This is a genomic window from Arcobacter denitrificans (SeqCode), from assembly GCF_048571185.1.
GTDB classification, from domain to species: domain Bacteria; phylum Campylobacterota; class Campylobacteria; order Campylobacterales; family Arcobacteraceae; genus Arcobacter; species Arcobacter denitrificans.
Genome location: NZ_CP182350.1, coordinates 1,462,377 through 1,487,959 on the forward strand (window position 1 = coordinate 1,462,377; position 25,583 = coordinate 1,487,959).

Consider the following 25,583-nt stretch of genomic DNA (forward strand, 5'->3'; position numbering starts at 1 on the left):
ACAAAAGTAGAGAGTTTCTTAGCAATCAGAGAAGTTTTTTATAATCTCTTTTGCACTGTCTAGAGCTTTATCACTTGAATCTTTATCAAAAGTAAGTGCTACAGCCATCCTTCTTCCAATGTGTGATTGAGGTTTCCCAAAAACTCTTACAAATGATTTATCACTAAAAGCATTTTCATTTATATCAACAATAGGATTAAAAGTATCTGCAACAGCTTTATATGCTGCACTTGCACCAGCTCCATACTTAATATAGTTTAATGGCAATCCTAGAACTGCTCTAACATGAAGTGCAAATTCACTTTGAGATTGAGTAATCATGGTCACCATCCCTGTATCATGTGGTCTAGGGCTTACTTCTGAAAAATAAACTTCATCACCTTTTACAAAAAGCTCAACTCCAAAAATACCTCTACCCCCAAGTCCATCAGTGATTTTCTTAGCTATCTCTTCTGATTTCTTAATTGCAGTTTCACTCATATTCATTGGTTGCCATGAGAAAATATAGTCACCATCTTTTTGTATATGACCTATTGGTTCACAAAAAATAGTTTGCTTTTCATTTCTTACAGTTAATAGCGTTATCTCATAATCAAACTTAATAAACTCTTCTACAATTAACTCACTAGCATCTCCTCTAGCTTCCTTTGCAATTTCCCATGATTTTTCTAAATCATCTGCATTTTTAGAGATACTTTGTCCATGACCAGAACTACTCATTACAGGCTTAATTACACAAGGAAACCCAATATATGAAGCTGCATCTTTTAACTCATCAAAACTTTTTACAAACTTATACTTACTTGTAGGAATTGCTAACTCTTCTGCTGCAAACTCTCGGATATTTTTTCTGTTCATAGTTTTATTTACAGCTTCTGCATTTGGAATCACATGAAATCCCTCTTTTTCAGCAGTAAACAAAGCATCTATATTGATAGCTTCAACTTCTGGCAAAATATAATCAGGCTTTTCCCTTCTAATTACATCTAAAATCTCATTTTTACTTTTCATGTTGATAGTATATGATCTGTTTGCAACTAGTTGCGCTGGAGCATTATTATAACTATCAACTGCGATTGTCTCAATACCTAATCTTTGAGCTTCAATTATTACTTCTTTTCCTAATTCTCCACTACCAAGTAGCATAATTTTGATTGAATCAGATTTTAATGGAGCACTAAATTTCATTTTTTTCCTTTGTTAAAATATTATTAAGTTTTTTATCATATTTTTGTAACTTATTTTTTTTGATAACATTTTTTAATATACGCAAATACTTCTCTCTTATTTGTGAGTAGTTTATCATTGTTTGACTCAAAATTACACCTGTAATTTTTTTATCTTCTTCTACTAACTGATTTCTTTTACTTCTAAAAGTGTAGTAGGCTTTGTGTCTATTTAAGTTTAACATATATGCCGAAATAGACTCCTCAAATGAGTTAAATATTCTTATTAGATGTTTTGCATTTGGGTCTCTTCTTAAAGGAAGAATTCCTTTTTTTCCATATGTCCAGTGTCCAAATAGATTATTACCAAGTTTTACAAATCTACTCGTACCCCAGCCACTTTCAACAGCAGCTTGAGCTAAAGCCATAGAAGGGGGGACTATGTTTATTTTTTTTAATAGTTTGTCAAAATCATATGGGTCTTTTACCTTATATCTTTTTGCAATTTTAGTCAATCTTTGATGCTCTTTTGAGTTTTTATCTAGATTTTTATTCTCTTTAATAGATAAAATAAACTCTCTTTCTTTTAGTATGTTTTTGTTTGCTTTTTCAATATGTGGGTATAGATAATCAAAAAAATAGTTTTGCTTTTTAATGGTTGCTCTCATTTTATAATAATCTTCAGGAAAACCTGTAGTTGCAGCAAAACTATAAGAAAAAGCAAAGGTAATAAATAAAATAGATAATAATTTTTTCATTTTAAACCTCCGTTGTAAAAACTTTTTTTACAGCACCTTTGAAGAATAAGTTGCCATCTTTGATACTCAGCGTTAACTCTTCTTTACTTTTAGGATAGACAAAAGTTTTATTATCTACAAGGTTAAGATTGTTTGCTCTTAAAAAAGCAGCAGCCATTCCTGTACCACAAGCTAAAGTTTCACCTTCAACACCTCTTTCATAAGTTCTTATGAATATTTTCCCATCTTCTACTTTTATAAAGTTTACATTTGCATTATGGGCATATCTCATTTTTGCACTTATATCATGGTTATATTTTTCTAAGTCATCCACAATAGTTACTAAGTGAGGAACGCCAGTATCTGCAAGCCACCAAGAAAACCCCTCTTCTTCAAACTCCTCTTTTAAAACAATTGGTATTGTTAGTTGTGTTTGTACAATATTACCTTCAACAGTAGATTCGATTTTTCCAGCACCCGTTAAAAACTGCATTTTATTTGAAGCTAAGCCATTGTTAAAAGCATAGTGTGCACAAGCTCTAGTTGCATTACCACACATTGCAGCGTCACTTCCATCACTATTATAAAACAGCCATTTAAAATCAGCTTCAGCACTTGGAATTAGTACCACAAAACCATCTGCTCCAATTCCTTCTGTTCTATTGCATAGTTTTATAGCATCTTGTGAAAAGTCTTTTTCTAAAAATGAGTGGGATATGATAAAGTCATTCCCACTTGCACTATATTTTGTATAAGTCATATAATTTCTCCTATAACTCTTTCAACCTCTTTTTGAAGGTTTTTTAAATTTGTTGAATTATCGATTACTAAATCTGCTAATTCTTTTTTCTTTTCTATATCCATTTGATTTGAAATTTTTAACTTCGCCTCTTCTTCACTTATATTATCCCTTTGCATCAATCTTTTTATTTGTAACTCTTTTGGTGTGTATACTACCAAAGATTTTTTAATGGGATAGTTCATTTTCTCATAAAATAGAGGAATATCTATAAAGTAAGGTTTTCCTTGTTCTTCAAATATTACTGACTCTTTTTCTATCTCTTCTTTTATCAAAGGATGAATAAAACTCTCTAGTTTATCTTTATTCTCTTTATTTGAAAATATTATAGGACCTAGTTTTTTTCTTAAAACTTTTCCATTTTCAACATACTCTTGCCCAAACATTGAAGCTATTTTATCACTATGTTTATCTAAAAGTTTGTGAGCTATCTTATCCGCATCAATTGTTAAAAAGCCATGTAGTTTAAAAAGACTACAGACTGTACTTTTACCTGTGGCTATACCACCTGTTAGTGCAATAGCATATTTAAATGTTTTGTTATTCATTATTAGATTTTACAATAAAGTTGATTAATTTTAAAGGAGGACAGATTTGACACTGCAAAGCTTATCGCTTTGCAATACCTGTTAGGTCTTTTTGAATATGAGTTGGAAATACAAAAGATGCATGTTGAATCTCCGTAGAATAGTAGTTTAAGTCTACAAGTAAATCAGATCTTTGTAAAATAATATCAGCTGTTGGATGATATTTTTTAGATGCTAATATACAAGTTGTATGTCCAAAATTGTATGGCATACAAATCCAAAAATTAGCTGCTGTGATTGTTAAATCATTTTTTAATCTAGCAGCATCTTTAGCATAGCCATCTGTTTTATAAGAAATAAGACCATCCTCTTTTAAAATTCTTTGAATATTTGCTAAAACAACTTCATCAATTTTTATATCTGTTAAAATAATTACATCAATATTTTTTTCATTTTTAGAGTTTAATAAAGAAATATCACCATATTCTACATTTGATTTATGTTTTGCTACTTCTGTTTTTAGTTCTTCGTCACAGTTTCCTATAACTAAAATATTTTCTGGTTCTTTATGTGTACACAATGGAACATGAACAATCATTTCATTAAAGCTGAAATTTTTGTTTTCAATACTTGCCATTATTTGTCCTTTTATTTTATTAATTTTTCGATATAATACCCAAAAAGTTTTAAACTAATAAAAGATAATTATTTTAATTGTAAAAAGTAAAAAAAAGGTGAAGAATGAGCACAGTTAGTTACAAAGATGCTGGTGTAGATATAGATGCAGGAAATCAGTTTGTTGAAAATATAAAGCCATATGTTAAATCAACAATGATTCCAGGTGTACTTGGTGGAATAGGTTCTTTTGCAGGTGCCTTTGAGTTACCAAGTGGTTACAAAAAACCAGTACTACTTTCAGGAACTGATGGCGTTGGAACAAAACTTAAGCTAGCAATTGATTCTAAAAAATTTGATACAGTAGGGATTGATTTAGTTGCTATGTGTACAAATGACTTATTATGTAATTTTGGTGAGCCACTATTTTTCTTAGATTATTATGCAACTGCAAAACTCGAAGTTGAAGAAGCAAGCGATGTTGTAAAAGGAATAGCAGAAGGATGTATCAGAAGTGAATGTGCCCTTGTAGGCGGAGAAACTGCTGAAATGCCTGGTATGTATAAAGAGGGTGATTTTGATTTAGCTGGTTTTTGTGTTGGGATAGCTGAAAAAGATGAGTTAAATAGAATAGAGAAGATTTCTATTGGAGATACTTTGATTGCGCTTCCATCTTCTGGTATTCACTCAAATGGATTTTCATTAGTAAGAAAACTATTACTTGAAAAACTTGGTATGTCTTTAGATGATGATTTTCAAGGAAAACCTTTAAAAGATGTATTATTAGAGCCAACTAGAATTTATGTAAAAGAGTTCAAAGCAAACAGAGATAACATCAATGCCTTAGCTCATATAACTGGTGGAGGGATTACTGAAAACTTGCCAAGAGTTTTACCTGATAACCTTAAAGCAGTTGTTTCTAGAAGTAAAATCAAAGTATTGCCAATCTTTGAATTTATGTCTGAACATGTTGAAGTTGAAGAGATGTATAGAACATTTAATATGGGTGTTGGTATGGTTTTAGTTGTAAACCCTGCAAATGTAGATGCAGTTTTAGCTAATACTGATGGTTATGTTATTGGAGAAATTGCTGAGGGTGAAAAAGGCGTAGAGTTTATTTAGACTTTTAAAATATTTAATCTAAAAGGTAAGTTTTTCTAAGCTTGCCTTTTTTTATGCTTTTTAAAAAGTATAACTATCATCTTTTATACTTGCATGGGAATAGTCACAAAAAGGTTTGTTTTGAGAGTTTCCACAACGACAAAGGGTAAACTTTGTTTTATTTGCAAATGATGACCATTTTTCAATCTTAATATTGATAGGGCCACGTACTTGTATAGGACCATGCTTAATAATATCTATTTTCTCTTTTTGACAATCTTCCAGTTGACAATCAGCATCTTTATTTAAACTATATGATAGTGCGCCAGAAGGGCAATCTTCTATTGATGCTATTATATTTTCAATTGTTCCTTTTTCAAGATTAATCCAATCAACTGAACCAGATGTATAGATATCTGGAAACTTCTTTACACAGTTCTCAGAACCTGCACAAATTGATCTATTAAAGGTAACTGTTACATTTTTTGAGTCATAAATTTGAAGTATCTCTTCTTCTAAATTATTTCGTGATGTGAAGTTATATTTTATATGTGTTCCATCACAATATGGTTGATTATTTGTTCGTCCACATCTACATAAAAGGTTTGTTTTTGCTAAAATTAAAGGCTGAGAGTCATAAAAAAGTATATCTTTTAGATCTTCTTTTGTTTGATTAACAACTTTTAAAGGACCATTTTTAATAGGTTCTATTGATAATTTTTTCATAATCAATCCTTTTATTATGTTTTATTAATAATAACCTTAAGCCTCTTTCATTTCAATAAATAGAAAATAAGAATTTGTTATAGCTTCTATAGTTATTTTATTCTCTTTTGTTATCTCCATGGCATCACCATTTTTTAACTCAATACCATTTATACTTGAATTACCTTCAATTTGTACAAAATATACCTGTCTTTGGTTTTGTATTTCAAAATCCAAACTTTTTGATTCATCTAATTCACTTACATATATATTTATATCTTGATAGATTTTAATTGTTGCATCACCATCTTGAGATGATACAATATTTAAAAACTTGTTTTCTCTTTGCTCTTTTTTAAACTTTTTGGAACCATATAATCTAGGTAAACCTTTTCTTGGTGGTATAATCCAAATTTGAAGAAGCCTTAAATCTTTGCTTTCATGTAGGTTATGTTCACTATGATAGATACCTTCACCAGCACTTAAGTATTGAACCTCACCCCTTTTTAAAGTTTCACTATTTCCCATAGAATCTTTGTGAGTTATTTCACCCTCTATTATATATGAGATTATCTCCATATTTGCATGAGGATGTGTATCAAAGCCAGATTTTGGGTGAACTATATCATCGTTTAGTACTCTTAATACTCCAAAATTAATATTATTGGGATTTCTATACTCGGCAAAAGAGAAATGAAACCTACTTTCTAACCATCCAAGGTTAGATTTTCCCATATCATTTTTATCTAATTTTTTTAACATTTTAGTCCTTTAATAATTGAACATACTGTTGTAAAATTCTTTTTGAGCTATCTTTATTTAATTGTTTTTCATATGTTGTTAAAATCTCTCTTGGCATAACAATAGCACCTAGTCTGGTAAATTGTGTTCTCATTGTATTTAGTCCATCTTGACCATTACTTCCTGAATGGGTGGCTAGTTGTATTTTTTTCATACTAAATAAGGCTCTAAAGTCATTTCCAATTCTTGATATCCATGCAAGCATGTTTACTAATACAGGTGGTAAAGAAAAATTATATTCAGGAGAGACAAAAATATAGCCATTTGCTTTTTTCATTTTTTCTGTTAAATCTAAAGCTTTTTGAGGTATTCCATCATTTTCTTCTTTAAAACTATCATACATTGGTAGTTTTAAATCAACTAAATTTATTATTTCACTATTAATATTTTCTTCATTTAATTGTTCTTGCAAAACTTTTGCAAGTTTCATATTTTCGTTTAAACTTGATACAAAGATTAATATCATAATTTGCTCCTCAAATAAGTTGTGCAAGATTTATTTTTATAAAGTATTTTTTACCTAATAGGCAGATATTACCAAGATATGTATACTTGGCAATATCACTTTTCTTTATTTAGCTAAAATTCCTTCTAAATCTACATTTATTTTTACTGTTTCACCAACAACAACACCACCTGCTTCTAAAGCTTTGTTCCAATTAAGTCCATAGTCTTTTCTATTGATTTTTCCACTTAATGATAAGCCAACTCTTCTATTTCCCCATGGGTCAACAACTGTTCCATTATTTTCAAAGTCAAGTGCAACTTCTTTTGTAACACCTCTCATAGTTAACTTTCCATAGGCCTTATCATCTTCAATTTTATCTAAAGTGAAAGTAAGATGAGGGAAACTTGCTGCATCAAAAAAATCTTCAGATCTTAAGTGTTTGTCTCTTTTTTCATTTTCAGTATTTATTGAAGCTACTACAACATTCCCTGTTAAATTTTCTAAGGTGTTAGTTTTTTCATCATATTCAAATGAACCTGTAAATTTATCAAATTTACCAGTAACACTTGAAATCATTAGATGCTTAACTTTAAAACCAACATTTGAGTGATCCTTATCAACATCATATGTACCTGCAAATAATGCACCAGCTGCTAAGATTGAGATTAGTCCTAATTTTACGATTTTCATTTTTATTCCTTTAATTACTAATTAGTAGTATTTGTTTAAATTTTAATTTACTTTATAAACTTTATCAAGTAAAGAATATAAAGTATACAACTCTTCATCATTTAAAACTTCTAAAGCATTATATAGATTCTTTGCATGATTTGGAAACACTTTTTCTATTACATCTTTACCTTTTTGAGTAATTGTTAAAATAGAGGCTCTATTATCATTTGGATCTTTTATTGAAGTAATCCATCTATCTCTTTTTAGGTTTTTTACAACTACTGTAATATTCCCTGGCGTACTCATAGTAAGTTTTGTAATAGAACTAATATTTAAATCACCCCTGTGATATAAAACTTCTAAAACTTTAAATTGATTAAATGTAAGGTCAAATTGGGATAAATAGGTTATAGTTTTATTTGTAATTTTTAGAGCAGTCTTTTCTAGTCTAACAATAGTTTTCATAGATTTATCTGTTCTTTTTCCATAACTTTTCATCATCTTCAATTCCTTAAATAAATTATACTACTAATTAGTAGTAAATGTCAAGTAAAAAAGCCTAAGAAAATGAAAATCTTAGGCTTTTTTAACTATTTAGATTTTTTAGCTATTTTTTTAGCAGATTTTTTAGCAGTTTTTGCTTTTGTTGGTTTTTGTTTAATAACTTTTTTTGTAATCTTTTTAGCTAATTTTTTAGCAGGTTTTTTCTTTGCAACTTTAGATGCAGCCTTAGTAGCTATTTTAGCAACTTTTTTCTTTTTAAGTAATTTTGACATGTTTTTTCCTTTTGTAATTATCTATTACTTCTGTATAAAAGTAATAATATATAGACATTGTAATGAATAAAAAATATTTTGTCAAGTTATTTAAAAGAAAATTGTAAAAAATCTCAAAATTTACGTTTAACCATTTAATAATCTATCTTTGGATAAAATTTACCGTTTTACTCAAATGAAAGAAAATTAAGGAAAATAAATGTTATTGACTCCAGGTCCTACTCCAGTACCAGAATTTGTAAGAAAAGCAATGGCTGACGTTACAATTCATCATAGAACACCAGAGTTTGAATCTATTTTTGGACAAACTAGAGAATTATTATTAGAAATTTATGGAATGGATGAGGTTGTGATGCTAGCATCTAGTGGCTCAGGTGCAATGGAAGCATGCGTTACTAACTTAACAACAAAAAAAGCCCTTACTATTAACTCAGGGAAGTTTGGTGAGAGATTTGGAAAAATTTGTAAAGCTTTTGATATCCCATATACAGAGATAAAAAATGAATGGAACACTCCTGTTAGTGTAGAAGAAGTTATAGAAACAATAAAAAATGATAAAGAAATTGACGCAATATTTATTCAAATCTGTGAAAGTGCAGGGGGATTGAGACATCCTGTTGAAGAGATTGCAAAAGAGATAAAAGCATTAAATAAAAATATTACAGTAGTAGCTGATGGAATCACTGCAATTGGTGTAGAAAAAGTTGATACTACGAACCTTGATGCTGTAATAACAGGAAGTCAAAAAGCACTTATGCTTCCTCCTGGCTTAGCAATGATAGGATTAAGTAATAGTGCTGTAGAAAAGATAGAAAATAGTGCAAAAGGATTTTATTTTAATTTAGCAACAGAAATTAAAAAACAAAAAACTAATACAACAGCGTGGACAGCAGCAACAACTTTGATTATAGGATTAAAAGAAATTTTATTACATATTAAAAACAGTGGTGGATTTGATGCTTTATATGAAAAAACAGCTTTAAGAGCAAAAGCTTCAAGAGAAGCTTTAAAAGCAATTGGCTGTGAAATATATCCAAAAGCTCCAGCAAATGCTATGACTACAGTCTATACTGAAAATGCACCAGCTATTAGAAAAATCTTAAAGACAAAATATAATGTAAATATTGCAGGTGGACAAGATCATATCAAAAGCTCTATTTTTAGAATCAATCACATGGGTCTAGTGGAAGACTTTGAAGCTGCATGGGTTATAAATGCCATAGAACTTGCAATGGATGAACTAGGATTAAGAGATTTTGATGGTACAGCAAACAAAGTTTTTGCAATAGAAACATTTAAAGGCGATTAATGATATTTGAGCATGAAATACCTAAAGGAAGCCGTCTTTATTTTGGAAAAACAGCCAAACTAAAAAGAGAACTTGAAAATAAAATTAGTAATATTTTATATGATAATAACTTTGAAGAGATAGTAAGTCCTAACTTTTCATATTCTCAACATCAATCAATAACTGATGAGAAAAAATTAATTAATTTTTCAGATGTTGAAAATAATCAAGTCTCATTAAGAGCAGATTCTACACTAGATGTGGTAAGAATTATTACAAAAAGATTAGGAAGAACAACTGCACATAAAAAATGGTTTTATGTTCAGCCTGTATTTTCTTATCCTTCAAAAGAAGATTATCAAATAGGTTGTGAATGGATTGACCATGATGATATAGGGGATATTTTAAATTTAATTGCAAATATTTTAATAAATATCAATATTAAACCAATTTTACAATTATCAAATATCAATATCCCAAAACTAGTATCAAAAGAGCTAGATATAGATATTGAACTTTTCAAAAATGGTGAAATAGCACAGTTATTTGACTTAGATATATCTTGGTTAAATTCTTTGATTAGAGTTAAGAGTATTGAGGATTTAAAAGATGTTATACCCTTGGTACCAAGTAGTATAAAAACACATCTTGAAAAACTTTTAGATACAGCAGTACAAGTTGACTATGACAATTTAGTTATAGCTCCTTTATATCATAGTAGTTTAAAGTATTATGATGATGTTTATTTTAGAGTTATTCAAAATAATTTTGTTATCTGCAAAGGTGGCAAGTATAGTGCTGATGGCATAAGTTCATTAGGCTTTGCACTATATACAGACAGTTTACTAAAAATTTTAGAGGATTAATAGGGTATGAAAGCAGATTTAATAGTAGGAATTCAGTGGGGTGATGAAGGTAAAGGTAAGATGGTAGATATGCTTGCCCAAAATTACGATATGGTTTGTAGAAGTCAAGGTGGACATAACGCCGGACATACAATTTGGGTTGATGGAGTTAGATATGCATTGCATTTAATTCCATCAGGTGTATTAAATCCAAAAGCTATAAATATAATTGGTAATGGAGTTGTTTTAAGTCCAGAATCAATCATAAAAGAGATGGAACAGTTTGATAACTTAGAAGGAAGACTTTTCATATCGGATAAAGCACATTTAAATCTTCCTTACCATGCTTTAATTGACCAAGCAAAAGAGCGATTAAAAGGTGACAAAGCAATAGGAACTACTGGAAAAGGAATCGGACCTGCTTATGCTGAAAAAATAAGTAGGACTGGTTTTAGAGTAGGTGAGCTTTTAAATCCAAGTAAGTTAACTGAAAATATAATTGAATATTTTGTTCAAAATAGAGCGATTTTTGATGTATTACAAATTGATACACCAACAAAAGATGAACTGTTAAGTACAATTAGTAAATATAAGAATAAATTAGCACCATTTATTGCAAATACTACAAATATGGTTTGGGATGCATTAGACAATGATAAAAGAATACTTTTAGAAGGTGCCCAAGGGACTTTACTTGATATTGACCATGGAACATACCCTTATGTAACTTCTTCAAGTACGGTAAGTGCAGGGGCTTGTACAGGACTAGGAATTAATCCAAAAGATATTGGGATAGTTACAGGAATAGTAAAGGCATATTGTACAAGAGTAGGAAATGGACCTTTCCCATCTGAAGATCATGGAAATGATGGTGATACAATGGCTACAGTTGGAAAAGAAGTAGGTACAACAACTGGAAGAAAAAGAAGATGTGGTTGGTTTGATGCTGTTGCTGTTAAACATGCAAGCAGATTAAATGGCTGTGATCAACTATCTTTAATGAAACTTGATGTTTTGGATGGATTTGAGAAAATTAAAATTTGTAAAGCATATGAGTTTAATGGAGAAGTTATTACTTATATGCCATCAGAATTAGATGATGTAAACCCTATCTATGAAGACATAGATGGTTGGGATAGCGTTGTTGGTTGTAGAGACTATGAGAAACTTCCCCAAAATGCAAAGAAATATATTGAAAAAATTGAAGAGTTAACTGGTGTAAAAGTAGGTATAATCTCTACATCACCAGAGAGAGACGATACTATAATTAGAGGATAATATTTATGAGAATGAAATTACATCATACACCCTACATATCAAGAAGAATTTCAAGAGATCTTGTAAATTGTGAATTTGTAGAAGTAAGAAAAACAAGAGATGAAATCACAACTGAAGTTGAGAGAATTTTAGATATAGATATCGAAAAAGAGCATGACTTAGATGAAAAAGTTGATGAAATATTAGCGGAACAAGAAGAAGAGATTGCATTTTTAAATGCTGATTATAGACAACTTTTTTGGATGACTAAAAAAAGACTTGCCAATGAATTTGGCGTAATTTTAAATAATGATGATAGGTTTTCTGATATCTCTCATCAACTTTTAGATTTTCTTTGGGAAGAAGATTATATTCATTACACTGTATCAGATAATAAAGTAAAAAATGTTATATTTGATTCTATTAGTGAATTTCTAAAAGGTTTTGAAAAAGCAGATGATGCAGTATTTGAAAAAGTAAAAAATTATAAAAGAAAATTAATACCAGGTACTGATGAATATGATATTGTATATCATAGATTATACGAAGAAGAGTTAATAAAAAGAGGATTGATTTAAAATGCAAAAAGTATGGATATATTTAGAAAATGGAACATTTCTAGAAGCAAATTCTTTTGGTGCAAAAGGTACAACAGTTGGTGAGATTGTATTTAATACATCTTTAACTGGATATCAAGAAATAATAACTGATCCAAGTTATGCAGGTCAATTTGTTACTTTTACTATGCCAGAAATTGGAAATGTAGGTGTAAACAAAGATGATATGGAAAGTGCTACAGCTCACTGTAAAGGTATTTTAGTAAGAAATTATCATCATGAGTATTCTAATTATAGAGCAGAAGGGGATTTATGTGCTTTGCTAAAAGAGCACAATGTTTTAGGTATAAAAGATATTGATACAAGATATATAACAAAAATGTTAAGAGATGAAGGGGCTATGATGATGATTGCTTCTACTGAAATCTCCGATAAAGATGAACTAGCAAAACAATTAGAGAAAAGCCCTAGAATTGAAGATATAAATTATATAGAAGAAGTTTCTACAAAAGAGACATATATCCATAAAAATGGTGCTTGGAATCATCAAGAACTAAGATATAACAAAGCTGTAATGAGTGATAAAAAAGTTGTTGTTATTGATTTTGGTGTAAAAAGAAATATTCTAAATGAGTTAGTTGAATCAGGCTTAGAAGTTGAAGTTGTTCCTTCATCATTTAATGCTGATGAATTAATAGCAAGATATGAAGCAAAAGAAATAGGCGGAATATTTTTATCAAATGGACCAGGTGATCCATTAACATTAACAAAAGAGAAAGAACAAGTACAAAAACTAATATCTGCAAATATACCAATGTTTGCAATTTGTTTAGGTCATCAAATGTTATCAATTGCACATGGATTTGATACATATAAATTAAAGTTTGGTCAACATGGTGGTAACCATCCAGTATCAAATAAGGGTATTGTTGAAATAACTGCACAAAATCATAATTATAATGTTCCTGATAATATAATTGAAATTGCAGAAGTTACACATATGAATCTGTTTGATAATACAATAGAGGGTGTTAAGTATAAAAATAAAGATATTTTTTCAGTTCAACATCATCCAGAAGCTAGTCCTGGACCACATGAATCAAAATACATCTTTAAACAATTTGCCGATATTGTTAAATAGATAGTTATTATTCTTCACAAAAAGTGAAGAATAATAGTATACTTGAGTATCAATAAGGAAAAAATATGGAATCTTCAAAAAATAAACCAGAAGAAGTAGAAAAAACTCAAAAAGAAAATCCTTCCAAAGAAAAACAAAAAGATCCAATATCACAAATTGATGCAATGGAGATGCTACTAAAATTAAGTCCTAAAATACCATTCTTTTCTATAATGACAAAAGATGAAATAAAACAGATAATTAGTGAAGTAAAAATTATAACTTATAAAAATAAGGAGATTTTATTTCAAGAGGGTGAAACTACAAGAAACTACATATACTACTTATTAAAGGGTCAATTAAATATAAACAAGAAAAAACAAGTTGATGCAAAATCAAGTATTAGAATAGCAAGGATAGATAAGCCAGCATTATTTGGTGAGATGATGAGACTGACAGGAGAACCAAGAAGTGCTACTGTTGAAGCAGGAGAACCAAATACATTAGTATTAGCTTTTAAAATTAGAGACTTTAAAGAACAAACAAGTATTTCAAAATTTTATAAAAATGTAATTATTGAGTTATCTGACAAAATTGTACAAATGAATAAAAAACTTTATTAATTAATTACAAACTCCACTAAAACCTGATATGTGCCAGCTGCTGCAATTCCAGCTGCAAGACCTGCAAGTAAGTCATCACCCATTACACCCCAGCCACCTTTAACATCTCTATCAATTCTGCCAATAATAGAGGGCTTCCAAATATCAAAAAGTCTAAAAAATAGAAATGCTAAAGAAGCTAATATTATTGTATTATTTGTGTCTTGAATATTTATACCACAAATTGAAAGGGCTAGCCACATTCCTGCTAGTTCATCTATAACAATCTCTTTACTATCATGAACACCTACTTCTTTTTCATAGATATCTATTTGTTTTACAGCAATAGCAGTTATAAAAAGACTTAATAGAAAAAGTGTTGATTCATGAACATACTGCAAAAGTAATACCCCTAAAAACAGGGCAACTATACTTCCTATAGTCCCAGGAGCCTTAGGAGATAATCCACTGTAAAGAAGAGTTAAAAAAGCTTTTCTCATTATTTCTTCTTCTCAATTCCAAGTTTCTTTCTCTTTTCCCAAAGTGATTTTCTTGAAATTCCTAGTTTTTTTGATAATTCTGTGTCTGGATATTTTGTTTGAAATGATAAGACCATCATTTTCACATAATCATTAATAGTCATAATATTATTATTTAACATAAACATATCAGGACGTAAAAATTCAAGTTTAGAGAAAGGAAAATCACTCTCTTTTTCTAAAGAACTTATAATACAATTTTTGTGTTCTATTGCAATGCAAACATTTTCTTTAGCACTCTTTTTTAAAGTATGATAATCTGTAAGATAGACTACTTCTTTGTTTGTTATAGTAGATAACTCTTTTTGCCAAGTTGAACTAGTAAGGGCAATAAATTTAATAGGAAGTTTTAATGTTTCTGATACTTCAAATGCTAGTTTATCAGTACATCTTTGAGAATTTGTTTCTATAAGTGTTGGAAGAGAGTGAGCAATATTAACGCCTGTTGTATCAATCTCTTCTAGCAAGAACTCAACATAAGTTTTTAAAGTGCATAACTCTTGTTTCATCTCTCTACACTCTTTATAGTGGTAGATTTTTCTAATTAATTCATCCATAATAAATGGTTTCATAATATAATCTTTAGCACCTTCATTAATTGGTTCTGTTACAGTCTCATCACTTATATATGAAACAAGTAAAATAATAATTGCATTTTTATATTTTTGGATAGTTTTTTTTACCATTTCGCTAGGTAGAGATGTAGATAACAAAATCATATCATAATCTTTTGTTAAGTTATCATTTGGCATCTCTACAAAATCACAGGAGTGCCCATCATCAAGTATCCTTGATACTACTTTTTGTGCTAAGTAAATTTCATTTTCTATTATTAATATATTCATTATTCTTTCCAATTAAAATATTTCAAGGTTGCAACAGAGTGAACAGTAACGCCTTCACTTCTCCCTACAAATCCAAGTTTTTCTGCTGTTGTAGCTTTTACATTTACAAACTGCATATCTACATTCAATAAATGTGCCATAGACTTCTTAATCTCATACTTATAAGGACTTATTTTGGGTTTTTGTGCAAGAATTGTAAAGTCTACATTAACAATATCATAACCTACACTATATACAAAATTTACAATTTTTTTAAGTAATGTTTTTGAATCAATATTTTTGTAAGTATCATCAGTATCTGGGAAAAACTCTCCAATATCTCCTGCTCCACATGCTCCAAGAAGGGCATCAATTACAGAATGTATTAATACATCTCCATCACTATGAGCTTTAAATCCAAAATTGCTTTCAATTTCTACACCACCTAGTACCATTTTTTTGTTTTCTTCAAAAGCATGGATATCTATTCCAAAACCAGTAAAAAAGTTGTTAGAAGGAGCATTTAAACAGCTATTTGTTTTTAAGTCATCTTCAAAAGTTAATTTATTACTTTGAGTACTTCCTTTTATATAAAAAACTGATTCACCCATATTCTTTATGGCAGAGCTATCATCTGTAAAAGAAGTTTTTGATTTGAGGGCTTTTCTAAGAATTTTAGTATTTGAAAGTTGTGGTGTTTGTATAAGTTTTACATCATCTCTGTTGATAGTTTCATTTTTGAATATCACAGTATCTGCAACATCTAAGACAGGAACTATACATGAAGCTTTGTCTTTATTTGATATTAAATCCAAAATCACATTTTTAGGTACACAAGATCTTGCAACATCTGTAACCATGACATAGTCAGAGTCAATTGATTCTAAGGCATTTTTTATTGAGTCTTGTCTCGTTTCTCCACCTAACACAAAATCATAATCATCAGAAAAATTTTTCATGTAAGTTAATTCATCTTTAGATGAAGTAATAATGACTTTGTCAAAATTATAGTATGAAGCAATTTTTTTAGTAACAAATAACCATAATGGTATATCTCCCACTCTTAGCCATTGCTTTTTGCTACTAAGTCCAAATCTTGATGAAGATCCAGCACATAATACTAGTAATGTAACTTTAGACAACAAAACCCCCTGTGTAAAAAAGTTACAAATTATATCTAACGTTACTTATGATAAATTTAAGTAAGGAAATTAATTGCTATGTAAATGCTACTCTTCTTCTATTTTTACTTTTATTCTATCAATTGCATTAACAAGTGGTTCAACCTCTAGTCCATACTTACTTGCAAGTGCTAAAGCTCTCTCAACACATGCATCACCAAGCGGTTCTCTAATATCAGTTAATATTTTAACAACTTCTAAAATTTTAACTCTTCTTTGATACTCTTCTGGACATTGGTCAATTTTTCCAACAAAACCAATAGTAAAAATAAGATTATGACTTAAATTCCAGTGTTTAAAGATATTTGCAGTAATTCTTGAGCAAGAAAAACCTGTAAATTCTTCTTCAATCTCTGATAGTAATTTATCTTCTTTTAGTGCTTGTTGGAACTCGTCAACTTTACCTTGTTCTTGAATTAATTCAGAGATAATAAATTTACCAGTCTCTTGCAGAAAAGCAGGTAATAGTAACTCTTCTTTTAAGCCAAAGTCTATTTCTCCAACCCAGTTATTTATAATATTTGAGGCTAAGTTAGAAGCCATTAAAAAATCATCTGTAGAGATATTATATGCACTTAAATTTGACTTTATTAAATCCTGAACAACAGAACCTAAGGCAATTGAAATTGTAAAATTTATTCCAAGTAAATTTACTGCTCGGCTTGGAGTTTCCACTTCACTTCTAAATCCAAACATTGCAGAATTTGCAACTCTTAATAGTGTTGTAATGATAAGAGGATCTTGCTCGATTATTTTTAAAAGCTCTATTGGCTCTTTATCGGGTCGTCGTCTAAAGTTCTCTAACTCAATAACACTGTTTGGTAAAGGTGGTAACGATTCTATTTTTTCTATAATATCATTTTTCATTTATTTCCCTATTCTTCATAAAATAATAGATTATTTTTACTTATTATTGCCTTATCTAACGTTTTAACAGATTTGCTATATACATCATATTGTGTAATTGTTACACTAATAACGAAGTCAAGATTAATCTCTTCTCCATTTTTATTTATTTTAAACTTCATAAGTTTATCAATTAATGTATTAATATAATCCTTGTTTTGTAGTATTATACCAATTTTCCCTTCATTTAGATAGTATATTGAATCATCCTGATTAATTAATGTAGAAATTTTATTTATAATTGTTTGAAGATATTTTTCTCCAACACTAAATCCAAATTCTTGGGTCATTTTGCTAAAAGATTTTACAAAAATTTGAATAAATATTGTTAAATCCCCAGACTTATTAGCTAAGTCAAGTTTTAATTTGTGAACATTTTCTAATCCAGTTGTATTATTTGTAAAGGTCTTACTCTCTTTTTTATAACTTGATAAGATATTTTTTAAATTATTGATAATAAAGTCTTGATTTTGATTATTTATGTATTTAAAATTATTTTCATAAACAGCAGGAAAGATAAACTGAATACTATACTCTTCATCTATATCAATTATATGCTTTTTGTAACCCTCATCAATAATAGATGAGGATTTTCTTGTAAGTCCTACAATTGATATTTCACAGATTCCATAATAAACTTTATCAGTTAAAAGTGAACAAATTTGGGTATTTAGTTTTTCATAATTTAAATTACTGAGATTTAAAACTTCACTGGTGATTTGAACAAGAGAGTTATTGATATCATATTTAGTTTTTAGTTCACCGTATTTCATATAATTTCTAATACCAATTTTCCCCAATGAAATTAGTTCTTCTTTGGATATTTTTTTAGTATCAAAAGGAAGTTCTCTTAATTGAAATTTTCCAAACTCTTTCAATAAATTATTATTTATCCATTTGTACTCATTTTTTAATAAATCAAACCCATTGATATTTACAAACATTGAGTATATATCTCTTGATTCTCTTATTGTTTGGAAATCTTCGAATTTAGAAAAATAGTATGAAATACTTAAGTATAGTTTTGAAAACATTGGCATAAGATGTGATGCTATTTTATTTCGTTCTATATATTTATAAATATTTCTGACAAATTTTTCTACTTCTTTTGAGCTCTCTTCATTTGTTAAATAATTTAAAATAACATCAATAGTTTTTAATTTATAAAATTCATAATAATCATTTTTAAGAGATTTTGAGTTTATTAAAGTTTGACCAATATTTATATAATAGTGTTGGTCAATATTTTCAGCCAATAACAAAATATTGTGTATTGGTTCTATATTTTGAATATTGTAATTATCTGCTTCAATAATAAAGTCACTAATAGCACTTCTATAATCTTTTATTTGACCTAGTTTATCTTCATTCATATATGTTAAAGCTAGCGAATCAATAAGGTCTTGGGTAAGAGAAGATAGAGTAGTTTCTCCATTTTTTGAAAATGAGATAGAGAAATTTTTTTCAAATAAAATCATACATTTTCTTAAAGAGTCACATATAAAATACTCTTCTTTTTTAAAGTCATTATGGAGTTTTTTTAGCATAATTAAAAACAAGTATGATGAGTTTGTTCTAAACCTAAAGTACTCTTCTTCTTTTAAACTACTATTTCCTGCAAAATCGGTATCTTTTGAAATATGGTAACCATCACTTATTTTCTCAAACAATAGATAATATTGGTCAATCAAATAGTTTAAATCTTTCCCTTTAGAATCTACAAAAGGAAGGTGTGAAAAGTAATAAAGAATTTGCCCTAAAACATTATTTAAAATATTTAGATGTTTTTCTTGTAATTTGGCGGTGAATTTTAACATATTTATTGTTTCTGTTAAAATATCAGTGATTGGATTTATAGTCTGTTTTCTTTTAATATCAATTGAATTTATTAAACATAGTTTTGTATAAACTTTTAATAAAGAAGTATAACAGTCAAAAGTAGCATCAAATACTTCTTCATTTTGTATAGATTGTAAAGAGCTTTCATAATTTCTAAATAAATTTTGTATCTCTTCATAATCATAAGTATTATAATCTTTAAAAACTTTATAATGTTTTGCTCTTGAAAGAAGATTTATTATAGAATTTATATCTTTAAAAAATATTGCTGAACCATTTTTTAAAATATTATCTAGTTTTTTATGGATATAAGAGACTAAGTATTTGTTAAAAAAGAAATTATTCTTAATAGTATTTGCTAAATCATCTGGAATGTCTTTTCCCAAATAATATAAGCTATCAATATAGTCTATAAGCGTTATATAGTTTGTTTCTGAGGAGTTTAAAAGTTTATCTGTAGTTCTAATAATATTGTATTTTTCGATGATTTTAGAAATAACAGAGTCTTCAAAATTATCAAATTCTTCTTTTGTTGACAATGAAAAGTTTGAGTTATTAAAGTCTTTATTCATAAAAATCCTATGTAACGATTAAAAATTATATAGAAATGATACTTAGAAAATTAATAAATTCAAATTAATTTAATAGATTAAGTTTTTATAAACTTAACTTGATATAATCAGGAAAATTTTTAGATAGGGATATTTTATGAGAGATTGGCTAGATAATCATAAAGATGATGAAGTAAGAACACAGATGTATTATGCAAAAAAAGGCATAATAACTCCAGACATGGAATATGTGGCAAAAGAAGAAAAAATTGACCCCCAATTAGTAAGAGATGAAGTAGCAAGAGGAAGATTAATTATTCCTGCAAATGTAAATCATAAACATTTAAACCCAATGGCAATTGGTATGGCTTCAAGCTGTAAAATCAATGCAAATATTGGTTCTTCGGCTTTAGCTTCAGATATAGCAGGTGAAGTTGAGAAAGTTGATGTTAGTTTAAAATATGGTGCTGATACAATTATGGACTTAAGTACAGGTGGAGATTTAGATGCGATTAGAGCAGCGGTTATAGAACATTCAACTGTACCAATTGGAACAGTGCCTATTTATCAAATCATTCACGATTGTGGAAATGATATCAATAACTTAACAATAGAAGCGATGTTAGAAACACTTGAAAAACAAGCAAAACAAGGTGTAAGCTACTTTACAATCCATGCAGGGTTTTTATTATCAATGATGCCACATGTTGCAAAAAGAAAAATGGGAATTGTTTCAAGAGGTGGTTCTCTTATGGCTTCTTGGATGATGCATTATCATAAAGAAAACCCATTTTATGAAGCTTATGATGATATTTTAGAAATTTGTAAAAAATATGATGTATCTTTATCTTTAGGAGATTCTTTAAGACCTGGTTGTTTATATGATGCATCAGATGAAGCACAATTAGGAGAACTAAAAATATTAGGTGAACTTACACTTAGAGCTTGGGAAAAAGATGTTCAAGTTATGATTGAAGGACCTGGGCATGTTCCTCTTAATCAAATTGAAAGAAATATGAAACTAGAAAGAGAATATTGTCATGAGGCTCCTTTTTATATTTTAGGACCTCTTACTACTGATATTGCAGCTGGATATGACCATATTTCATCTGCAATAGGTGCGGCAGTTGGTGGATGGCATGGAGCTAGTATGCTTTGTTATGTTACACCAAAAGAGCATTTAGGTTTACCAAATGCAGATGATGTAAGAGAAGGTATTATTGCTTATAAAATTGCAGCTCATAGTGCAGATATTGCAAGAGGAAGAAAAGGTGCAAGGGATATCGATGATGAGATGAGTGATGCTAGGTATGGCTTTGATTGGAATAAACAATTTGAACTGTGTTTAGACCCAGAGCGAGCTAAAGAGTATCATGATGAAACTCTTCCTCAAGATGTATTTAAAGAAGCAGAATTCTGTTCTATGTGTGGACCAAAGTTTTGTTCATATAAAATCACTCAAAAGATTGTAGAAGAACATGGTAGTGAGATGGTAGAAGCAGGATAAAAGAGATTTTATGAAAGTAAAAGTTCTCACCCATTGTCATTGTATTCGGAAGTTAAAGTATGACAAGGTTTTTGAATATGATGATAAGAAGGAAGCTTTAAAAAAAGCAGAAGAAATTATTGATGTTATGAATGAAAAGAGTTGTCACACACATGAACTTACAATTAATCAAAAAGATGATGGTATTGAAATATCAAGTAAAGTTAATTTTAAATCATGGTAAATAGAGTATATTTTTTAATTAAGAGAAAAATTATCCTATTTAAAATATAATACTAAAAAATTTAATAATAATTTCAAGGAAATGTTTATGGCAGATATAGCTAGTATAAAAAAAGAGTTAGAAAAAGTAATCTATCCAGGATTTACAAAATCAATTGTAGAATTTGGGTTTTTAAAAAATGTTGAAGTTAATGGTGATAGCGTAACTATACTTGTAGAGATAACTTCAAGTGCACAAGAAGTAGAACATGAACTAAGAACAAATATTAAAAATGTATTAGAACAAATTGGTATTACAAACTTAGACCTTCAAGTAAAAAAACCAGAAGCACCAAAACAAGCAAGTAATAGTGCAACAGGTGGAAAAAATATTGCACCTCAAATAAAAAACTTTGTAATGGTATCATCTGGAAAAGGTGGAGTTGGTAAATCAACTACTACTGTAAACTTAGCAGTTGCAGCTGCTATGCAGGGTAAAAGAGTAGGTATTTTAGATGCTGATATATATGGACCAAATATTCCACGAATGTTCGGATTACAAGGTAAAGAAGTTGAAATTGTAGGAAATAAAGCAAAACCATTCCATGCTTATGGCGTAGATGTTATGTCTATGGGCTCACTCATGGAAGAGGGACAAGCTCTTATTTGGAGAGGTGCTATGATTATGAAAGCAATCCAACAACTTCTAAGAGATATTTTATGGGAAGAATTAGATATTTTATTTATTGATATGCCTCCAGGAACTGGTGATGCACAATTGACATTAGCCCAAAGTGTTCCTGTAACATGTGGAATTAATGTTACAACTCCTCAACATGTTGCTCTTGATGATTCAAGAAGAAGTTTAGATATGTTTAAAAAACTTAATATACCAGTTGGTGGAATTGTAGAAAATATGAGTGGATTTATCTGTCCAGAGTGTAACACCGAATCAGATATTTTTGGAATGGGTACTTGTGAAGAATTAGCAAAAGAGTATGGTACAACAGTTTTAGGAAATCTACCAATTGAACCTGCTATTAGAGAAGGTGGAGACAATGGTAAACCAGTTGTTTACTTCCAGCCAGAATCAATTTCAGCAAAAAGATATATGAAAGCAGCAGAAACACTGATTACTTATATTGATGAGGTAAGTGAAAAAGCAGAAAATGCTTCTATTCAACCAACAACACCTCCTGGTGTATCTGCTTGTTCAACAGCAAAATAGTATAACAATATTTAGGGTTTTTAACTCTAAATATTTACCCTTTAAAAAGCTTAAAAATAGTCTCATAACAAAAAATTATTCTACTTATATCAAATGATTATAAATCCTTAGCTATAATGTGTAAAAAACTATTAGGCTTACTATGAAAAAAAATATTGAAACAAAACTTTCACATCTCCAAGATTTTGCAACAATCCAAGATCCATATGGAGCTTCTCACTTTCCTATATACAATACAGGAACTTTTGACTTAAAAAAACAAGATGGCGAAAAAGTATATGATTATACAAGAAGTGATAATCCAACAAGAGAAGCCTTGGAAAATCTTTTTACAGATGCTGAAAATGGAGCAGGATGTGTATGTACACATACAGGTATTGGTGCTGTATCGCTTCTGTTTGAAACAGTTTTAAAAGCAAACTCTGAAATTCTTGTTGAAGCTGATTGTTATGGTGGGACTTTTAGATTATTAAAAGTTTTTCAAGGTAAATATAATATAAAAGTACATTTTGCCAACTTTTTAAGTGAACCAGAGTTAGAAAAAATTCTAAAGAATAATAAAATAGATTTAGTATTATGTGAGTCTCCAACAAATCCAGGATTAAAAATTATAGATTTAGGTATGGTATCTGTATTAGCAAAAAAATATAAAGCACTTTTTGCAGTTGATAATTCATTAGCAACCTTTATTTCTCAAAGACCTCTTGACTCTGGTGCTGACTTCTCACTTTTTTCTACTACTAAATATATTTCAGGGCATGGAAGTGTTGTTGCAGGTGCTATTGTTGCAAAAACAAAAGAACAAGCCCAAGAACTTCACTATTATGCAAATGCACATGGGCGAAGTCAAAATCCTATGGATGTATTTTTAATCTCTTTAGGAATACCAACACTTAAAATAAGAATGGAAGCACATCAGAAAGCTTCAATTAAAATTGCAAAATTTTTAGAAAAACAAAGTTTTATAAAAGCAGTTATGCATCCAGGATTGGAATCTCATCCTCAATATAAACTTGCAACTTATCAAATGGATTATATTCCTGGTGTTTTTTGTGCAGAGTTTATAAATACAGAATTTGCAGAAAAACTTATAGAAGGTACTAAAATTTTTGGAGAAAAATGCTCTTTTGGAAGCCCTGATTCTAGAGTTGAAATACCTGCAAAAATTTCCCATGCTTCATTTTCAAAAGAAGAGTTAGCAGCAATTGGTATAAGTGATGGAACAGTTAGATTTTCTATTGGATTGGAAAATGTAGATGATTTAATAAAAGATATTGAACAAGCTGTAAAATAGATGGATAAAAGCGTTTTTAAAGGTGTAGAATGTGGGCAAACCCTCCCCGTAAATAATATTCACGCAGTTAGTGTAAGTATGCCAATACTTCAAGATGTGATAGATTATGAAGAGGGTTATGGCGAAGCAGTAGAGAAGATTAAATCTGGATATCCTAGATTTACTATGCACCCTTATTTAAAAATCCTTGCTTTACACATTAAACAGAAGTATAAAGTAAGTGATGCTTATGAAGTTGTACTTTTAAGTTCACAAGATGCAGTTAATATTGTAAGTGATAAATATTATATACATAATAAAATTGAGATAAAAGAGCCTTTTGGAGTGATATTAGTTCAAAATGGAACTACCCAGCTTCAAAAAGTCTTGATGTTTATTCAACATGTTGGATGTAATTTATCTTCAAGATTTGCTGAGGATTATTTATATAATATAGGATTAATAGATACAAAGCATAAAGAAGAGACAGAAAAAGAAGAACTTGCAAAAGATATTGTAATTTCAACCTTGGCAAAAGCTTATAATCAACCTAGAAAAAATATCACTTTATCTCCATCAGGTATGAATGCTATATATGGCGTTGTAAAAGGTTTACGTTCAATTCAAAGAAGAAATGGCAGAGATATTTTGATTCAATTAGGATGGCTATATCTTGACACTATGAATATAGTAAAACATCACTATGACCAAACGAAAATTTTCCCAGATATAAAAAACTTAGATTTATTAGAAGAGTATTTAAAAGATAATGGTTATAAAATAACTGCAATTATTACAGAAATACCTACAAATCCACTTTTACAATGTGTTGACACAAAAAGACTAAAATCACTTTGCAAAAAATACAATATCCCCTTAGTTGTTGATACAACACTTTCAACTGCATATAATCTAAAACTAGAAGATTATGCAGATATATGTATTGAATCACTTACTAAATTTGCCTGTGGAAATGCAGATGTTTTAATGGGAGCAATTATTTTAAACAAAAACTCAAAATTGTCCTACATGAATGTGGAGTTTTTTAAACATTGTGATAAAGCCTATATAAAAGATATTCAAAGATTAGCTTTTGAGATAAAAAATTATGAATCAAGAGTTAAGAAAATAAGTTCAAATACTAAAGCATTAGTTGAGTATTTTAAAACATGTTCATATATAGATAAAATATATTATTGTTTAAATAGTGAAAATGAATTAAATTATAAACAAATAATGAAAGATGACAACTCATATACAGGGCTTATTTCTGTAACATTTAAAAAATCTTTTGAAATAATTTACAATAACTTAAACTTTGCAAAAGGTCCAAGTTTAGGTACAGAGTTTACTCTTCTTATGCCTTATACTTATCTTGCACACTATGAATATATAAAAAGTGATGAAGGTCTAGAGCTTTTAGAGAAGATTGGATTACCAAAAGATATACTAAGAATCTCTGTTGGAAGTGAAAATATCAATGACATTATAAATGAATTTAAAAGATTGGAGGATTAA

28 protein-coding genes are annotated in these 25,583 nt (G+C 29.1%); 12 read left to right on the forward strand and 16 right to left on the reverse strand.

All coding sequences use genetic code 11. The annotated features are described in order from the left end of the window. Positions 1-18: 18 nt before the first annotated feature. From purT to ACNI28_RS07330, 5 genes are all read right to left on the reverse strand, one after another. Positions 19-1,188: a formate-dependent phosphoribosylglycinamide formyltransferase gene (gene purT, locus ACNI28_RS07310; RefSeq protein WP_419763616.1), complete on the reverse strand. Its 1,170-nt coding sequence runs from the start codon at positions 1,186-1,188 to the stop codon at positions 19-21. Beyond that, positions 1,178-1,924, reverse strand: a complete 747-nt coding sequence (locus ACNI28_RS07315; RefSeq protein ID WP_419763617.1) for a glucosaminidase domain-containing protein — start codon at positions 1,922-1,924, stop codon at positions 1,178-1,180. Before ACNI28_RS07315 ends, purT begins: the two co-directional genes overlap by 11 nt. 1 nt (position 1,925) lies before the next feature. Next, complete coding sequence (dapF, locus tag ACNI28_RS07320) at positions 1,926-2,663, reverse strand: diaminopimelate epimerase (protein ID WP_419763618.1); 738 nt, start codon at positions 2,661-2,663, stop codon at positions 1,926-1,928. Next, positions 2,660-3,250: a dephospho-CoA kinase gene (gene coaE / locus ACNI28_RS07325; RefSeq protein ID WP_419763619.1), complete on the reverse strand. Its 591-nt coding sequence runs from the start codon at positions 3,248-3,250 to the stop codon at positions 2,660-2,662. Before coaE ends, dapF begins: the two co-directional genes overlap by 4 nt. Positions 3,251-3,311: 61 nt before the next feature. Then, the gene (locus ACNI28_RS07330; protein ID WP_419763620.1) at positions 3,312-3,866 is read right to left on the reverse strand and encodes a spermine/spermidine synthase domain-containing protein; all 555 of its coding nucleotides are present in this window, start codon (positions 3,864-3,866) and stop codon (positions 3,312-3,314) included. Positions 3,867-3,970: 104 nt separating this feature from the next. On the opposite strand from ACNI28_RS07330, the gene purM reads away from it, so the two are divergent. Further along, on the forward strand, positions 3,971-4,966 hold the full coding sequence (gene purM, locus ACNI28_RS07335) for a phosphoribosylformylglycinamidine cyclo-ligase (protein WP_419763621.1): 996 nt from the start codon (positions 3,971-3,973) through the stop codon (positions 4,964-4,966). A 60-nt stretch (positions 4,967-5,026) separates the two neighbouring features. Here purM and ACNI28_RS07340 read toward each other — a convergent pair whose 3' ends face one another. The 6 genes from ACNI28_RS07340 to ACNI28_RS07365 form a co-directional block, all read right to left on the reverse strand. Then, positions 5,027-5,671, reverse strand: a complete 645-nt coding sequence (locus tag ACNI28_RS07340) for a CDGSH iron-sulfur domain-containing protein (RefSeq protein ID WP_419763622.1) — start codon at positions 5,669-5,671, stop codon at positions 5,027-5,029. A 36-nt stretch (positions 5,672-5,707) separates the two neighbouring features. Next, a complete protein-coding gene (locus ACNI28_RS07345) occupies positions 5,708-6,412 on the reverse strand; it encodes a pirin family protein (RefSeq protein WP_419763623.1) in 705 nt (234 codons plus the stop codon). Position 6,413: 1 nt separating this feature from the next. Beyond that, the gene (locus tag ACNI28_RS07350; RefSeq protein ID WP_419763624.1) at positions 6,414-6,917 is read right to left on the reverse strand and encodes an NADPH-dependent FMN reductase; all 504 of its coding nucleotides are present in this window, start codon (positions 6,915-6,917) and stop codon (positions 6,414-6,416) included. A 105-nt stretch (positions 6,918-7,022) separates the two neighbouring features. After that, positions 7,023-7,589, reverse strand: a complete 567-nt coding sequence (locus ACNI28_RS07355; RefSeq protein WP_419763625.1) for a YceI family protein — start codon at positions 7,587-7,589, stop codon at positions 7,023-7,025. Positions 7,590-7,631: 42 nt separating this feature from the next. Continuing rightward, a complete protein-coding gene (locus ACNI28_RS07360) occupies positions 7,632-8,072 on the reverse strand; it encodes a MarR family winged helix-turn-helix transcriptional regulator (RefSeq protein WP_419763626.1) in 441 nt (146 codons plus the stop codon). A gap of 89 nt (positions 8,073-8,161) precedes the next feature. Beyond that, positions 8,162-8,347 carry a hypothetical protein gene (locus ACNI28_RS07365; RefSeq protein ID WP_419763627.1) on the reverse strand — a complete coding sequence of 62 codons (186 nt, stop codon included), beginning with the start codon at positions 8,345-8,347 and terminating at the stop codon, positions 8,162-8,164. A 199-nt stretch (positions 8,348-8,546) separates the two neighbouring features. Between ACNI28_RS07365 and ACNI28_RS07370 the strand changes: the two genes are divergently transcribed. From ACNI28_RS07370 to ACNI28_RS07395, 6 genes are all read left to right on the forward strand, one after another. Next, positions 8,547-9,656, forward strand: a complete 1,110-nt coding sequence (locus tag ACNI28_RS07370; RefSeq protein ID WP_419763628.1) for a pyridoxal-phosphate-dependent aminotransferase family protein — start codon at positions 8,547-8,549, stop codon at positions 9,654-9,656. Beyond that, the gene (locus ACNI28_RS07375; protein WP_419763629.1) at positions 9,656-10,501 is read left to right on the forward strand and encodes an ATP phosphoribosyltransferase regulatory subunit; all 846 of its coding nucleotides are present in this window, start codon (positions 9,656-9,658) and stop codon (positions 10,499-10,501) included. Before ACNI28_RS07370 ends, ACNI28_RS07375 begins: the two co-directional genes overlap by 1 nt. Positions 10,502-10,507: 6 nt before the next feature. Beyond that, positions 10,508-11,758, forward strand: a complete 1,251-nt coding sequence (locus tag ACNI28_RS07380; RefSeq protein WP_419763630.1) for an adenylosuccinate synthase — start codon at positions 10,508-10,510, stop codon at positions 11,756-11,758. Between the two features lie 5 nt (positions 11,759-11,763). Further along, complete coding sequence (locus ACNI28_RS07385; RefSeq protein WP_419763631.1) at positions 11,764-12,315, forward strand: DUF507 family protein; 552 nt, start codon at positions 11,764-11,766, stop codon at positions 12,313-12,315. 1 nt (position 12,316) lies between these two features. Continuing rightward, complete coding sequence (gene carA, locus ACNI28_RS07390) at positions 12,317-13,435, forward strand: glutamine-hydrolyzing carbamoyl-phosphate synthase small subunit (RefSeq protein ID WP_419763632.1); 1,119 nt, start codon at positions 12,317-12,319, stop codon at positions 13,433-13,435. A 65-nt stretch (positions 13,436-13,500) separates the two neighbouring features. Continuing rightward, the gene (locus tag ACNI28_RS07395) at positions 13,501-14,037 is read left to right on the forward strand and encodes a Crp/Fnr family transcriptional regulator (protein ID WP_419763633.1); all 537 of its coding nucleotides are present in this window, start codon (positions 13,501-13,503) and stop codon (positions 14,035-14,037) included. On the opposite strand, the gene ACNI28_RS07400 is transcribed toward ACNI28_RS07395, so the two are convergent. The 5 genes from ACNI28_RS07400 to ACNI28_RS07420 all read right to left on the reverse strand — a co-directional run bounded on the left by ACNI28_RS07400 (position 14,034) and on the right by ACNI28_RS07420 (position 19,877). After that, positions 14,034-14,516 carry a phosphatidylglycerophosphatase A family protein gene (locus ACNI28_RS07400; RefSeq protein ID WP_419763634.1) on the reverse strand — a complete coding sequence of 161 codons (483 nt, stop codon included), beginning with the start codon at positions 14,514-14,516 and terminating at the stop codon, positions 14,034-14,036. The two genes, ACNI28_RS07395 and ACNI28_RS07400, sit on opposite strands and share 4 nt — an antisense overlap. After that, positions 14,516-15,400 carry a response regulator gene (locus tag ACNI28_RS07405; RefSeq protein WP_419763635.1) on the reverse strand — a complete coding sequence of 295 codons (885 nt, stop codon included), beginning with the start codon at positions 15,398-15,400 and terminating at the stop codon, positions 14,516-14,518. The genes ACNI28_RS07400 and ACNI28_RS07405 overlap by 1 nt, the downstream gene beginning before the upstream one ends. After that, the gene (locus tag ACNI28_RS07410) at positions 15,400-16,521 is read right to left on the reverse strand and encodes a bifunctional 2-C-methyl-D-erythritol 4-phosphate cytidylyltransferase/2-C-methyl-D-erythritol 2,4-cyclodiphosphate synthase (RefSeq protein ID WP_419763636.1); all 1,122 of its coding nucleotides are present in this window, start codon (positions 16,519-16,521) and stop codon (positions 15,400-15,402) included. The genes ACNI28_RS07405 and ACNI28_RS07410 overlap by 1 nt, the downstream gene beginning before the upstream one ends. An 87-nt stretch (positions 16,522-16,608) precedes the next feature. After that, the gene (locus ACNI28_RS07415) at positions 16,609-17,427 is read right to left on the reverse strand and encodes an HDOD domain-containing protein (RefSeq protein ID WP_419763637.1); all 819 of its coding nucleotides are present in this window, start codon (positions 17,425-17,427) and stop codon (positions 16,609-16,611) included. A gap of 8 nt (positions 17,428-17,435) precedes the next feature. Next, a complete protein-coding gene (locus ACNI28_RS07420) occupies positions 17,436-19,877 on the reverse strand; it encodes a diguanylate cyclase domain-containing protein (protein ID WP_419763638.1) in 2,442 nt (813 codons plus the stop codon). Between the two features lie 136 nt (positions 19,878-20,013). On the opposite strand from ACNI28_RS07420, the gene thiC reads away from it, so the two are divergent. From thiC to ACNI28_RS07445, 5 genes are all read left to right on the forward strand, one after another. Next, positions 20,014-21,363, forward strand: a complete 1,350-nt coding sequence (thiC, locus tag ACNI28_RS07425; protein ID WP_419763639.1) for a phosphomethylpyrimidine synthase ThiC — start codon at positions 20,014-20,016, stop codon at positions 21,361-21,363. 10 nt (positions 21,364-21,373) lie between these two features. Next, a complete protein-coding gene (locus ACNI28_RS07430) occupies positions 21,374-21,586 on the forward strand; it encodes a hypothetical protein (RefSeq protein ID WP_419763640.1) in 213 nt (70 codons plus the stop codon). An 87-nt stretch (positions 21,587-21,673) separates the two neighbouring features. Continuing rightward, positions 21,674-22,792, forward strand: a complete 1,119-nt coding sequence (locus tag ACNI28_RS07435; RefSeq protein WP_419763641.1) for a P-loop NTPase — start codon at positions 21,674-21,676, stop codon at positions 22,790-22,792. Between the two features lie 142 nt (positions 22,793-22,934). After that, positions 22,935-24,086, forward strand: coding sequence for a trans-sulfuration enzyme family protein (locus tag ACNI28_RS07440; protein WP_419763642.1), 1,152 nt, complete (start codon positions 22,935-22,937; stop codon positions 24,084-24,086). After that, positions 24,087-25,583, forward strand: a complete 1,497-nt coding sequence (locus tag ACNI28_RS07445) for a PLP-dependent transferase (protein WP_419763643.1) — start codon at positions 24,087-24,089, stop codon at positions 25,581-25,583. It begins immediately after the preceding gene.